This is a genomic window from Alteromonas profundi (genome assembly GCF_010500865.1).
Classification (GTDB): Bacteria; Pseudomonadota; Gammaproteobacteria; order Enterobacterales; family Alteromonadaceae; genus Alteromonas; species Alteromonas profundi.
Genome location: NZ_JAAAWN010000005.1, coordinates 82909 through 97496, shown reverse-complemented (window position 1 = coordinate 97496; position 14588 = coordinate 82909). Strand labels below are relative to the sequence as shown.

At 45.6% G+C, this 14588-nt stretch carries 9 protein-coding genes; 1 reads left to right on the top strand and 8 read right to left on the bottom strand.

All coding sequences use genetic code 11. The annotated features are described in order from the left end of the window. Positions 1–136: 136 nt before the first annotated feature. The 3 genes from GTH32_RS05320 to GTH32_RS05310 form a co-directional block, all read right to left on the bottom strand. A complete protein-coding gene (locus tag GTH32_RS05320) occupies positions 137–1795 on the bottom strand; it encodes an alanine/glycine:cation symporter family protein (RefSeq protein ID WP_163084205.1) in 1659 nt (552 codons plus the stop codon). 92 nt (positions 1796–1887) lie between these two features. Further along, positions 1888–3015 (bottom strand): M14 family metallopeptidase, encoded by a 1128-nt coding sequence (locus tag GTH32_RS05315; RefSeq protein WP_163084204.1) that lies wholly within the window; start codon positions 3013–3015, stop codon positions 1888–1890. Positions 3016–3172: 157 nt separating this feature from the next. Next, the gene (locus GTH32_RS05310) at positions 3173–4618 is read right to left on the bottom strand and encodes a glyceraldehyde-3-phosphate dehydrogenase (RefSeq protein WP_163084203.1); all 1446 of its coding nucleotides are present in this window, start codon (positions 4616–4618) and stop codon (positions 3173–3175) included. A 125-nt stretch (positions 4619–4743) separates the two neighbouring features. Here GTH32_RS05310 and GTH32_RS05305 point away from each other — a divergent pair, with 125 nt between their 5' ends. After that, on the top strand, positions 4744–5637 hold the full coding sequence (locus tag GTH32_RS05305) for a DUF2989 domain-containing protein (RefSeq protein ID WP_163084327.1): 894 nt from the start codon (positions 4744–4746) through the stop codon (positions 5635–5637). A gap of 214 nt (positions 5638–5851) precedes the next feature. On the opposite strand, the gene msrB is transcribed toward GTH32_RS05305, so the two are convergent. The 5 genes from msrB to malQ form a co-directional block, all read right to left on the bottom strand. Then, positions 5852–6250 (bottom strand): peptide-methionine (R)-S-oxide reductase MsrB, encoded by a 399-nt coding sequence (gene msrB, locus GTH32_RS05300; protein WP_163084202.1) that lies wholly within the window; start codon positions 6248–6250, stop codon positions 5852–5854. Positions 6251–6317: 67 nt separating this feature from the next. Further along, positions 6318–7871, bottom strand: coding sequence for an NADP-dependent phosphogluconate dehydrogenase (gene gndA / locus GTH32_RS05295; protein WP_163084201.1), 1554 nt, complete (start codon positions 7869–7871; stop codon positions 6318–6320). Positions 7872–7985: 114 nt separating this feature from the next. Then, on the bottom strand, positions 7986–10073 hold the full coding sequence (gene glgX / locus GTH32_RS05290) for a glycogen debranching protein GlgX (RefSeq protein ID WP_163084200.1): 2088 nt from the start codon (positions 10071–10073) through the stop codon (positions 7986–7988). A gap of 8 nt (positions 10074–10081) precedes the next feature. Then, positions 10082–12256: a 1,4-alpha-glucan branching protein GlgB gene (gene glgB, locus GTH32_RS05285; protein WP_163084199.1), complete on the bottom strand. Its 2175-nt coding sequence runs from the start codon at positions 12254–12256 to the stop codon at positions 10082–10084. Positions 12257–12359: 103 nt separating this feature from the next. Next, complete coding sequence (malQ, locus tag GTH32_RS05280; protein WP_163084198.1) at positions 12360–14555, bottom strand: 4-alpha-glucanotransferase; 2196 nt, start codon at positions 14553–14555, stop codon at positions 12360–12362. Between the last annotated feature and the right edge of the window lie 33 nt (positions 14556–14588).

Here is a 14588-nt window from a genome sequence, read left to right as displayed (position 1 = left end):
TTTTCAGTGGTATTCATATCCGCCGCGAAAACCTGATGTTTTGCTGGCGAGTAAAGCAAAGCTCTCTATAAAAAAGGCGTGGGAAGGTAAACTCTAGGCTACCGCGTTTACTTCCTCACGCACTTATTCGTTACGATTATTTTTTCGTTCTTGACCAATAATCGTTCACTGTATCTTTCATTTCTTTGCGCAGCAGAACAATACCAAATAGGTTAGGTAAAGTCATTACCACAATTGCCACGGCTGACAATGCCCACACAAGTGTTGTATCAGAAACTGCAGCCCATACAAAGCCAGCAACGTATATTACGCGATAAGGCATCACTGAGCGCGGGCCGAGCAAGTAGGTCATGGCACGATCGCCATAGTAAGACCACGCAATGGCCGTAGAAAACGCAAATAGCATTAACCCTACAGACACTATGTATTGCCCAAAGTCGCCAAAGAAACCGCGGGTAAACGCAATAGTGGTAAGCGCAGCAGAGTGCACCAGTGATTTGCCGCTTACTTCGAGATTTTCTTTTACGGGCTTACCATCAGTAATGGTTAAGGTACCTGTATAAGGGTCTTCACTGCCTACCGAATACTTAACATCTTCGGCAATAGAGCGTGAGTTTAGCAAGGTGTAACCATCGCTTAAGGCGGTTCCATTGACAACGGTAATGTTGCCGCTAAACGGCTTAACGTCATTACCATCAACATCATTAAGGTATCCGTATAACTTATCGATGTCGGCTTGATTGGAATCATCATAATAGCCTTCTACGAACAACATATCTGAACGGTCAAACACGTTTTGGTGCTTCTCGTTCCATACGCCGGAAGAAAGAATAACTAAACCTGTGATAGTACAGATAACAATAGTATCGATGAAGGGCTCTAGCAATGACACCATGCCTTCAGACGCAGGCTCTTTGGTTTTCGCAGCAGCGTGAGCGATGGGTGCAGAACCTTGCCCTGCTTCATTAGAGAATAAGCCTCGATTAACCCCGCGGTTAAAGGCATATGCAAGCGACGCCCCAAGGAAGCCCCCTGCGGCCGCAGACCCGGTGAACGCATCGCTAATCACTGAAGCAAACGAAGGACCTATATTATCAAGGTTTGCAAATATAACAGCAAGTGCGCCTATAAGATAAATAACCGCCATTACCGGTACAACCCGTGCAGTAAAAGCCGCAATACGCTGAATACCGCCTAAAATAACTAACGCTAGCAGGATCCCTAAAACGCTGCCAACAGCCCAAGGCTCAAACCCGAAGGTAGCTTCAATACTTTGTGCAATACCATTACTTTGTGGCAGGTTTCCTGTACCAAATGAACTAATTACGGTAGCTATGGCAAACGCCACCGCTAACCATTTCATGTTAAGGCGTCTGTCCATGTAATACATAGGGCCACCGGCCATAGTACCGTCTTCTGTTTTTACTCGGTATTTGTGCGATAAAGTAACTTCGACAAACTTGGTCGTCATACCTAAAAACGCCGTTACCCACATCCAAAATAGTGCCGCAGGGCCACCGAGGAAAATAGCAAACGCTACCCCACTAATATTACCTGTACCTACTGTTCCAGAGAGTGCCGTGGTGAGTGCCCTAAAGTGGGTAGTATCGCCAGGATCACTCTCTTTATCATACTTACCTGTTACCACCAGCCATGCATGCTTAAAAAAGCGTACTTGGGGGAACTTAAGGTAAATGGTGAAAAACAGACCTACACCTAAAAGTGCGAACGGAAACCAGCCTGCACCTCCTAAAAGCCCGTCGAGAGAGACGAGAAAACTATATAACCCTTCCAAGGTAATACCCCTTCTTTATATTGTTGTTATGAATTCTATTATTGTATTTTAATAGTAAGCCCCGTATGAACGGGGCTTACTGGTGTTAGTGGTTATTTTAATTTATTCACTACTGCGTTTACCGCAATAAGTAAATCTTCGCCAAGCTGCTGACTTCGTTGCGCCGACCAGCCATTGACGTTATCAGGTATATTCGCATTATCTTTAAACGGCATTTCTACCGTATACGCCATACACGAAAACTTCTCACCTACCGCGTTAGATGCCACGGTTAAGTTCGCCTTGCCAGGGGCGTCTTTCTCATAACCAAATTCATCCTGGAATTCTGGTGTCGCCGTTAGCAAGGTTTGTTTAAAGGTGTTTTCTAATGCCTCAATGTCGGCGGTGTATCCCGGGTTTCCTTCCGTGCCTGCCACAAAGTTGTACGGTAATGCTTCATCACCGTGCAAATCTAAGTACATATCTACGCCGGTGTCTGCCATTGCATCGAGTACATACAATACTTCAGGACTCTTTTGCGCCGTGGGTGATGCCCATTCGCGGTTCAAATTGGTTCCTACAGCATTGGTTCTTAGATGTCCTCGTGCACTCCCGTCTGGGTTCATATTTGGCACTATGTAGAACACGGCATTATCCAGCAATTGTCGCGCCAACCCATCTTGTTCATCCAGTAAACGGTAAATTATACCTTGTGCACACCACTCGGCCATTGTCTCGCCTGGATGTTGACGGGCGGTAATCCACACCTTTTTCTTTTCAGGTGTTTGTTCACCGATAACGAGCATAGACATATCACGGCCATCTAATGTAAGACCTAAAAAGCGATGCTCGCAAAATAGTGATGTTTGAGCGTGGTGAATAAGGTCTAGATGACGTTCATAGCTATAGGGAATGAAATAAGCAAAGAACACACTAGGCTGCTCTAACGTGAGCGAGAAAGTGAGATTGTCGCCATCAAAAGTACTAGGTACACGAAACCATGTTTCCCGATCGTAAGACGCTAAGACATTGTAGTCTTTCCAGCCTTCGGGGTAGGCTGATTTAGCTAAATCGGTAATTGTCATGGTATGGGTGACGAAGGTTTCACCCATTAGGCGAAAATGAAACCATTGCGCGAAATCAGATTGATTATCTTTGGGAATGGTTAAAAGTATATCTTCAGGGCTGTTGGCACGCACCACGTTGATGTTGCCGCTATCGAACTGACTGGAAATATGCATAACTGTCGTTTTCCTCATTATTTGAGCGCTAATTTAGCATAGACAGGAAGTGGAATGCCACGCGCTAAACAACGAATTATAGGAAGGGTGTACACAAATTATTCATCCAAACAAAAAACCGACCACGACGGTCGGTTTTTTCATTACTTTTTTTTCGCTACGCGGGTAATGTTGGAAAGCTAAGACCAGCCATGTCGCGCACGACGCGCATAACCTGGCAGCTATATCCAAATTCGTTGTCATACCAGACATATAACGTTAAGCGGTTATCCTGCACAATGGTAGCCTGAGAATCTACCACTGAAGCGGCCCGCGAACCAACGAGGTCGGTAGATACAATTTCTTTGCTGGCAGTGTAGTCAATCTGATGCTGTAGCGAAGAAAATAGTGCAGTGTCACGGAGAAACTCATTCACTGCCAGTTTGTCGGTTGCTGTTTTAAGATTAAGGTTCAAAATAGCCAAAGATACATTCGGTGTAGGAACGCGTATAGCATTACCGGTAAGCTTTCCGGCTAATTTGGGGTACGCTTTAGACACGGCTTTTGCTGCGCCCGTTTCGGTAATTACCATATTAAGAGGCGCACTTCGCCCGCGGCGATCACCTTTATGGTAATTATCAATAAGGTTTTGATCGTTTGTATAAGAGTGGACGGTTTCCACATGCCCGTTATCAATGCCGTATTCTTCATCGAGTGCTTTTAGTACGGGGGTAATTGCATTGGTTGTACAGCTTGCCGCAGAAACGATGGTATCGTCGCTGGTTACTTCATCGTGGTTAACGCCATGTACAATATTCTTAATATCGCCTTTACCGGGCGCGGTTAATATTGCTTTTGCTGCACCTTTTGCTTTTAGGTGTAAGCCTAACCCGTCGCGGTCTCGCCAAATTCCCGTGTTGTCGATAACTATGGCGTTGTTAATACCGTATTGGGTATAGTCCACTTCATCTGGGCTATTTGCGTATATAACCTGAATGTAGGCACCGTTGGCCTTAAGCGCTTTCTTTTCTTCATCAACGGTAATGCTACCGTTAAACGGGCCATGCACTGAGTCGCGGCGCAATAGGCTGGCGCGCTTTTCCAAATCACCTTCGCGGCCACCACGTACCACAATAGCACGTAAGCGTAATTTATTATTTTGACCTTGACGTTCAATTAACAAACGAGCCATTAAGCGACCTATACGCCCAAAACCATAAAGCACCACATCTTGTGGAGCTTGGTTATCTTGCTTATCAACAACCTCTGCTAACTTCTCACTTAAATAGGCGTTAAGATCGTCATTGTCCACCGCCGCGCCATAATGAAAATCAAATGCCAGCTTACCTATGTCTATTTGGGCGGGCGCAAGTTGCATTTCACTTAACGCGAGTAAAATTGGGTAACTTTCCCGTAGGCGCAGTTTAACGCCTTCGTGAAGCCGAACCTTACGATGTGCTTTAATGCAATCAATTGCACTTGCGTTCAATAAAGAGCGCCCATACACGGAAATCTCTACTGAACGATTGCGATACAGCTTACCTACCAAAGGCAACATCATTTCCGCGTATTCCTGACGTTCCTGCCAGCTACTTTGTAATTCCTGCTCAAACTCTTGATTCATGCTTATGCCTTCATCGACCAAAATTAACCAAATTTGACACGTCAGTATTTTTAAATTTTAGGGTACACTAGGTGAGTATTATTCGTCTGACGGTGACGAGCAGTATCTTAATAAAACAACCAAGGATGACCAAATTGTTGATAAATTTCAGAAAACACCGATATCGCACTGCAAACGCTATGTTATTTAGTAATTTTTCCACAAATGGCTATAAAGCCACGTTTTCGTTTGTGTGTGTTTTATGGCTTTCTGGGTGCAGCGATTGGTTTGCCCCCACCGCTGGAGAAATCTGTGAGTCTCATCCAGCTATGTGCGTTGACTTGAATTTAGACGGTCGCTGTCGTCGCGATCGGGCGGATATTATCCATCTTAGATATACCCATAGAGAGGATGAAGGGGATGCATACAAATACCCTTTAATGTTAGCCCTTGAGAAGTACGCTGTATGTGTTGAAGAAGCGCAACATATAGAACATGTTAAGCGCAAAGGTAAGGAAGCGTCGCGATTGAAAGGCGTTATTACAGCACGTAGAGAATTGCAGCGCCTGGCAAGGGAGACGAAAGACTCACTTGACCCCTACCTTACCTATTATCATTGGACCCGATTTAACGACCAAGACGCCTTCCACCGGTTCGAACGCTACGCCGCAAGCCACAAGGTAAGTGCCCCCGATTTATTGGTATCTCTGGCTTCATTTCAGATAAAAAGCGATGAAAACAAAACCATCCAAACGCTTTATCGCGCGCTAAGTCTTTATAAAAATAGCGACAACATAGACAATGCTATCTTCCATTCGCTGTATCAATTGGGCTTAACGAAAGAAAACTTTAGGTTCGCGTACGTGTGGCTTACCGTGGCGACGTATTTTGATGATAACGTAGACACACAATTAGCTTCACAATTGGCGAACAAGCATAAACTTCCTGTGGCAATATTAAACGATGTAGCCGAACAAATAGCCGATGCCCTTGATGAGGGTGAATTTAGCGCCCGCGAGCTTAAATTAAATAAACTTTAGTTTATGAAAATGAATTACAGATAAAACTAAGAAAAATACCAAAAATCCGCCATAGAAAGGCGGATTTTTTGTCAAGATATTCGCATATAGAACACACGCTGTGTGATTTTTAACCAGTAGTTTACCTTAGTTCCCCGCTCGCTTCTTCATTTTCCCCCACCTTCCTCTATGATGCCAAGTAGCGACGAACGCTACGGCGGGCGTAGGCGGTTATTTACCCTTTAATCTCGGTATTGTCATCGCCTTTAAAGGTAAGCGATAAAGAATTAACGCAGTAGCGTTGCCCTGTGGGTTCAGGCCCGTCTGGAAACACGTGGCCTAAGTGCGAGCCACATTGTTTGCACAATATCTCTACGCGGTGCATACCATGGCTATGGTCTTCTTTGTAATCTACATTTGCGTCATCAAGCTGCTGATAAAACGAAGGCCATCCGCAGCCTGCATCAAATTTTGTGTCGGAAGAAAACAGTGCTGCACCACAGCACTTACATTCATACGTGCCGCTTCGTTCTTCATTAAGCAAAACGCCGGTAAAGGGGCGCTCAGTGGCCGCTTGGCGACAAACGCGGTATTCTTCGTCAGTCAATTTATCTTTCCAATCTTGCTCTGCCATTTACCCTCCCAAAATAAAAAAGGTGTACCTTAATTGGGTACACCTTACTCTTATCAGTTGCGTTATTCTATCGTTTTATAGAGGTCTGCGGACGGCCGGGATCACTCCATTCTAGGTGATATTTTTTCGCTGCAGGCTTATCTACACGTTGATAAGTATGCGCACCAAAATAATCGCGCTGGCCTTGTAATAGGTTTGCAGGAAGTACCGCAGTACGATACGAGTCGTAATAACTCAACGCTGACATCATAGACGGACATGGCACACCCGCTAATGTAGCCTGTGCAATGGATTGACGCCAATGTGACTGGTATTGGGTGATTTGCTCTGCAAAGAAGGGGTCCATTAATAAGTTAGGCAACTCTTCGTTGTTTTCATAGGCTTTTGAAATTGATTGCAGGAAGACAGCGCGAATAATACAACCGGCGCGCCAGATTTTTGCAATTTCACCAAACTCCAGGTTCCAACCATGCTCTTTTGCCGCCATGGCCATTAGCTGGAACCCTTGGGCATAAGCACAAATTTTTGAGCAATAAAGTGCATGCTCTAGCTTAACGATAATCGCCTGCTTTTCGTCCTCGGTGTAGTCAACCGCGTCAGGGCCTGAAAGAACTTCACTGGCAGCCACACGCTCTTCTTTCAAGCTTGAAATACTTCGGGCAAAAACGGCCGAGGTAATTGTTTGCGCAGGACTCCCTACTTCTAGTGCACTTACCGCAGTCCAAAGCCCGGTGCCTTTTTGCCCTGCTCTATCGAGAATAACATCAACCAACGGCTGGTTGGTTTCAGGGTCTAATTGCTCTAACACTTCGGCACTTATTTCAATAAGATAACTATTGAGCTTGCCCTTATTCCACGTACGAAAAACCGCGGCAATGTCTGCAGGGGTCATCGCAAGCGCATCGCGCATAATATGATAGGTTTCACAGATTAGTTGCATGTCTGCGTATTCAATACCATTGTGAACCATCTTCACATAGTGTCCCGCACCAATGGGACCTATGTAAGTAGCACACGGCTCCCCCTCGGTGATTGGTTGCCCTGGAATGAAACTTTCCAGCGGCTTTCCTGTTTCTGGGTGCGCTTTAGCGGCAATCGCTTTAAGTACGGGCTCGATGCGAGTCCATGCATAGGGATTACCCGATGGCATTAATGACGGCCCAAAACGTGCGCCAACTTCACCGCCAGAAACTGCGGTAGAAAAGAAAATAAACTTGCCTTTGTATTCTGCTTCGCGGGCCACCGAGTCTGTCCAAAGGCTGTTACCTGTATCAACCACGATATCATCGGCATGAATACCTGCATCAATGAGATGATGACAAACGTGGTCTACAGGATTGCCGGCAGGGACAGAAATAATAATAAGATGAGGGGCTTTAAGCTTGCTTAACAACTCGGTGTAAGAGCTGCATCCTACCACGCGGGGGGCGCTGTCAGCAGCTCGCTCACTGGCGTCTTTGTCGAGAATTGACTCTACTTTTAGCTGATCTAAATCGAAACAGGCCACGCGATAACCGTGGTCTACAAGGTTCATGGTAAGGTTACTACCCATTACCCCTAAACCGATAAAGCCAATGTCGCACGCTTGAGCGTCGTGCTGAATTCCACCTTCATTTTGCATAGGATTACCCTCACTTTTCAGATGGGAGCGCATAATAGCAACCAATGTAGGCAAAGAACAGCGCCGAGAACATAAATAAATTCTCTACGCTGTTTTTATCGCCATTGGTAAAGCTTATCCATTTACTTCACTGTAGCTGAATAACGTTAGCGAGCGCCCAGCTTGTAGAAAAACGCGCTGAATGCAAATGTCTGGTTGGTTATCTAAAGAGGCGTATCGGGTGTCTAAGCGCAACGTCCAACCGCCTTTGGGCGACAAAGAAGGCAAATGAAAGCGCACGTCATTGTCGCTCGCATTAAAGCATAAGAACCAATGTTCAGGCGACTGGGCGCTTGTGGCCTTCCCTCTAATTTCCACCCCAAACGCTTTATTATGGGCGGCGTTCCAATCTTCCGATTCTTTATCACTGCCATCTGGTTTAAACCAGTTTATCTGACTGACATTACGAGAAAGCGAATAAGGATCATCGTCTAACTTAATCTCACTCAGTAGTGATGACGTCCGTCTTAACTTTATTACGTACTGACAAAAGCTAAGAAAGTCTTGTTTGCGCTTATTAAGATCCCAATCGAACCAGCTAATCGGGTTATCTTGGCAATACGCATTGTTATTACCATTTTGCGTACGACTTAATTCGTCGCCACCTAACACATGCGGTGTACCTTGGGAAAATATCAAGGTAGCGAACAAATTACGTTTCTGACGCTCTCTTAATGACAATACTTTTTTATCTTGGGTCTCACCTTCTGCGCCATAATTCGCTGACAAATTATGCCCATGGCCATCACGATTATCTTCTAAATTGGCTTCATTGTGTCGCTCGGCATAACTGACTAAATCATGCAGGGTGAACCCATCGTGATAAGTGATATGGTTCACCGACGATGAAATATGACGATAGCCTTTATGAAAGATATCTCGCGAGCCCATTAGACGGGTGGCGAAATCCGGCGCTAAGCCTTCATCACCTCGCCAAAAGGCGCGAACCGTATCTCGGTACTTATCGTTAACTTCCAACCAAGGGGTTGGGAAATTACCGACTTGATAACCGCCAGGCCCTATGTCCCAAGGCTCTGCAAGTAACACTTTATCTTTTAACTGAGGATCTTGCCCTATTGCCCTTATTAACCCGGCGTAACGGTTATATTGTTGCGGCTCGCGACCTAAACATACTGCCAAATCAAACCTGAAACCGTCCACGCCAATAACCGATACCCAATAACGCATTGCATCAAGAATAAGCGTCATCATGTAGGGGTGCGATGTATGAATAGTATTTCCACACCCTGAATGGTTAGAATATTCAAGGTCACCTTTTTTGTTTTGTTCTAACAAATAGGCCTGATAAGGACAAAACCCTTTAAAGGAAAGAATGGGCCCGCCTTTACCACTTTCTGCGGTATGGTTGAACACTACGTCAACGATAACTTCAATGCCCGCATTATGATACGCACTAACCATTTGCTTTATCTCAGCCAAAGCATCCTTGTTCGCATACCTAGGTTCAGGAGCAAAAAAGTTAATAGGATTGTAGCCCCAATAGTTGGTTAGCCCTTTGTCGGTAATAAAAGGCTCGGGCATAAAGGCGCACATTGGCATAAATTGAACGGTGGTAACGCCTAAACGTTTAATATGTTCAACCACTGACGGATGACAGGCACCAAGAAATTTCCCGCGGTGTTCTTTGGGTACGTCCGGGTGGCGTTTGGTAAGCCCTTTAACATGGGCTTCATACACGATACGCTTATTCGCAGGATAACGTACCGATGATGCTAGCATCGGCGAATATAAAGACGGGTCTAGTACCACGCCCTTTGGCACCATAAACTGCGAGTCGCCTTTGTATTGGCGCTCATCCCAATTAATAGCGCGACTGAGCTTTTTGGCATATGGGTCGATAAGTAGCTTGTTAGTAGAAACGTCGTGTAGCTGCCCCTCCCCCCTCTCTACACGATAGCCATACAATTGGCCTTCATCGACATTAGAAATATAACCGTGCCATATATCACCGCTTTTTTCAGGCAAATGAATTTCAGCAAGGGGTTCTTCTGTATCTGCATGAAAAAGACACAGAATGACCGCTTTGGCGTCTGGGGCATATACGGCGAAATTGCAACCATCATCAAACAAGGTCGGGCCCTGAGGCTGCGCTTCACCGACGAATACTTCAAACAAATGAGGTGCTGAATTAGTAACGTTCAACCTTAATCCTACTTAGTAACATAAAAAACGGTGGCCAACGGCGGCAATGAAATTTCTACCGAATACGGTCTGTCGTTCCATGGTGTCGGCTGGCTAGTGGCTTCGCTCGTTGTAGGGTAGTCGCTCCCTCCAAAGGCATCGCTATCCGTATTTAGCGCAAGGGTTAAGCTACCCTCTTCTTCTACGCCTAAACGAAAATGCGGATGCGGTATTGGCGTGAAATTACACACCACATACACCTTTTGCGTACCATTTTTGGCCTTACGAACAAAAGAAATTATACTTTGCTCTGCGTTGTGATGATCTAACCACCCAAATCCTTCGTGACTATGATCTAATTCGTGCAGAGCCGGCGTACTTCTGTACAAATGATTAAGGGCTTTGTAAGTTTCCTGAATACCTTTATGTTTATCGTATTCAAGCAAGTCCCAATCTAAACCACTATCGTGGTTCCATTCTCTAGACTGCCCGAATTCAATACCCATAAAATTCAATTTTTTACCGGGGTGTGCAAACATAAAGCCCGCATAACAGCGTAAATTAGCGGCCTGTTGCCACTCATCGCCCGGCATTTTGCCTAGCATACTGCCTTTGCCGTGAACCACTTCGTCATGGGATATTGGCAATACAAAATTTTCGTCAAAGGCGTATACCATGCTAAAGGTAATATCGCCATGATGATACGAGCGGTAAGCTGAATCTTTTGCAATATAGTGCAGGGAGTCGTGCATCCACCCCATATTCCACTTAAAGCCAAAACCAAGGCCGCCCTCAAATACCGGGCGAGAAACTTTTGGAAACGAGGTTGACTCTTCTGCGATAGTCATCGCATCAGGGTAATGTTTGTACACTTCCTCGTTCATCCAACGCAATAAACTGATTGCTTCATAGTTTTCATTGCCCCCATCTACGTTGGGGATCCACTCGCCGTGGTTACGCGAATAGTCTAGGTACAACATGGACGCCACCGCATCAACTCGCAACCCATCAATATGAAACTTATCTAACCAAAACAATGCATTGGCTACTAAAAACTGACGAACGGTTTGTTTACCAAAATCGTAAATGCAAGAATTCCAATCGGGGTGCCACCCTTTGCGTGGATCTTCATACTCATAAACATGAGAGCCATCAAAGCGCGCTAGCCCATGACCATCTTCGGGGAAATGCGCTGGTACCCAATCGATAATTACGCCAATACCGGCTTGGTGGCACGCATCTACAAACCCTTTAAACTCGTCAGGCCCGCCAAAGCGACTGGTAGGAGCAAACATACCCACCGGTTGATACCCCCACGACCCATCAAAAGGAAATTCAGAAACCGGTAAAAGCTCTAAGTGGGTATAGCCCATTTCTTTAACATAAGGAATAAGATCGTCTGCCAGCTGTTGATAGCTTAGATAGCGCTCCTCGGCATTATCTTTGGGGCGCTTCCACGACCCTAAATGCACCTCATAGATGCTCATAGGTTGCGCGTACTTATTGCCACTTCGCTTTTTCATCCACGTGCTATCAGCCCATTGATAACGTTCATGGTTGTATATTTTAGACGCATGGGAAGGGTATTGTTCGGCGCTAAAGCCAAGCGGATCCGCTTTGTGGGGCAATTCGTGGCCCTGCGCATCTTTAATTTGATATTTATACCTTTCGCCCTCTACAAGCTCAGGGATAACCAGCACCCAGTAGCCCAACGAGGTTTTTTCCATTGGATGTAAGCGACCGTCCCAGTAATTAAAATCACCGATAACCGACACTGCAGAGGCATTTGGCGCGTATACACAAAAACGCGTTGCGGGGATATCGTCTTCAGCCACAGTGATCAATTGTGCGCCAGCTTGATGGTATAAGTTTTCGGGCGCTGTATCGATATAGTGAACCGCGTGAAAGGCTTGCTCACGAAATTGGTAGGGATCTATATAGGAGTAAGTCGTGTCTTTTGTCTTTACCGTTAATTTGTACACAAGGCCCAGTGCACTATTAGGGGCCTCACCTTCGAAAAGACCAGAGGTTTTGTTTAGCGATAACGCAATGTCAGCGTGGGTGGTGTTCGGCCAACTGACCATGATTGATTCAGCGTCTGGCCGCCAAGCCTGAATCTTTTGGGTTGTCTTAGTAGACATCGGCCCTAGCAGGGAAAAAGGGTGTGAACATGTTGCGTGAGCCAGATGTTGCGCTATCTGCATTAAATACTCCTTGAACCACCCCGCATTATCGCGGGATCGAGCCTAATCCTAGCCAAAGGTATGCAAAATTGCACACCTTTGTTTGTACTTTTTTGTATGACTTTTAGCTACTTGCTCTGTTACGCGCATCAGAGAGTTTAGTGGCTAGCCCTTTAATATCATTGTTTTCAAAGATCTCTTCAATATTACTTGATAGTTTTCTACGCCAATTGGGGTATTCATTGAAGGTGCCTGGAATGTTTACGGGCTTATCCATTTCTAACCAGTCTTCTAATTGCAAACTAAGCAGTGCACTTGACCCTCCAGCCATATGCACTTGCATGCCTTGGTTCAGCGCGGTAGACATTCCTGTTACGTTTACATCGCGCCCAATATCATCACCTATCGAGCCATGCCCGTGCAGAGAATCTAATATTGCCTGCTTGTTTTCGTGCCGGTCGGTGTACAGAACCTGAAGGATTTCGTCGGTAGGATAAAGACCGATGTCTTTCCCTAACGCTAAATCTAAACAATGCCAGTAGCCGATAAGAGTGGGCATATCGTGAGTCGTTAGGGTAGACATCGATTGCTCTGGATAATGGCTAGGTGAGAAGAAGCCGCCATCTTCGGCTTGCTCAAAGAAAAATACGCGGTAAGAATAAACCCCGTTGTTCGCCAACTTGCTACGAATTTCTTCTGGCACTGTGCCTAAATCTTCACCAATAACCAAACTCTGATTACGATGACTTTCTAACGCTAAAATGCCAAGCAAATCGTCTACCGGATAATAAACATACCCACCCTCTTTGGCGTCATCGCCTTTCGGTACCCACCATAAACGCAGCAATGCCATAACATGATCAATACGCAGTGAGCCAGACGAGGCCATATTCGCAGCAAACAGGTCGATGATAGGCTGGTAGGCTTGTTCGTAAAGTTTGCGAGGGTCCATTGGCGGAAGCCCCCAATTTTGTCCCAATGGACCAAGGATGTCAGGTGGGGCACCTACACTCGCATCGGTACAATAGAGGTCTTTATTACCCCAAATTTCCGCGCTTCCTTCACTCACCCCTACCGCTAAGTCTCGATATAGACCAATGCTCATGCCGCATTCTTCGGCTTTTTTACTAGCAGCTTCTAACTGTTGAGCTGCAATCCACTGCAAGAATAAATAAAACTTCACCTCGCCCGCATTCGCCTTTTTAAACTTCGCCACGGCCGGGTTGTGATAATCTTTAAAACTTTCCGGGAACACCGGCCAGCCCCAACTTTCTTTGCCCTGTGCTTTTAAGTGAGACTGCAACGCATCGTATACGGCCAACATATCCAAACTTTCACCGCCTTCATCAACAAAGGCTTTAAAAGCTTTATTCTGCTTTGTACTTTTACGCAGATATTTGGCGTCATAAACGTCAAATATCGCTTTTAAGGCGGCAAGTTTTAACTGCGCTACCGCTTCGTAATCCACATAATCGGCCTGACGCGCTTGCTCCAGTGTGGCTTGAAACGAGGCATCATTAACTATTGTTTGTACGCTTTGGTGTTCAAAACCTTCTACTTGGGTTGGATCTATATACAAATAGTTTAGCCAACGACGGGAACTTGGCCCATAAGGAGAGCAGGCGTTAGGATTAGCAGGAAATAATGCGTGTATCGGGTTAAGACCGATAAAATCGGCCCCCACACTGGCTGCCTTTTCAATGAGATTGGCTAAGTCAGTAAAATCCCCTATCCCCCAGTTGTGCTGGCTTCTTACGCAATAGAGTTGGACGCTAAGGCCCCACACCTTTTTGCCTTGTTTAATTTCGGTAGGCGTGAAGCAAGAGGTAGGCGCCATAATAAGACGCGAAGAGGCAAATTCATCCTCATCTGCGCTAAGCGTAAGCGTATGGTAACCAAGCGGTAGCGCCATCGGTAACGCCACCACATACTCGTGAAATTCAACGTCATCAAGGTGCGCCATGGTCGACATTTCTTCATCAATAGGCGTAAAAACGTGCTTATGCACATCCCCATTTTCACACGTCACTGTAAGCACATGCTCATCGTTAACCAACTCTATTGGTAACCGTACTGGCACGTAGATACTTTCGTTGCTACGCATCACCTGAACAGGGTTTAACGGTGACAACCATACCGATTTAGCATCATTCGTAATTTGCGACTGAATTTTTTCATCACTTGTGGTGTCATAACCTAAAGCATTAAGTAATTTGGCTTTACTTGACTCTGCGATGGTTGCTGGTTTTCCCCATGCGTCTACGTATTGGGTTTCAATTCCCCGCATTTCAACCAGTTGTTGCAGAAGCTGTTGTGTCATTGTTGGTAATTCCTGTTTTTCAGTGAAAGCCAC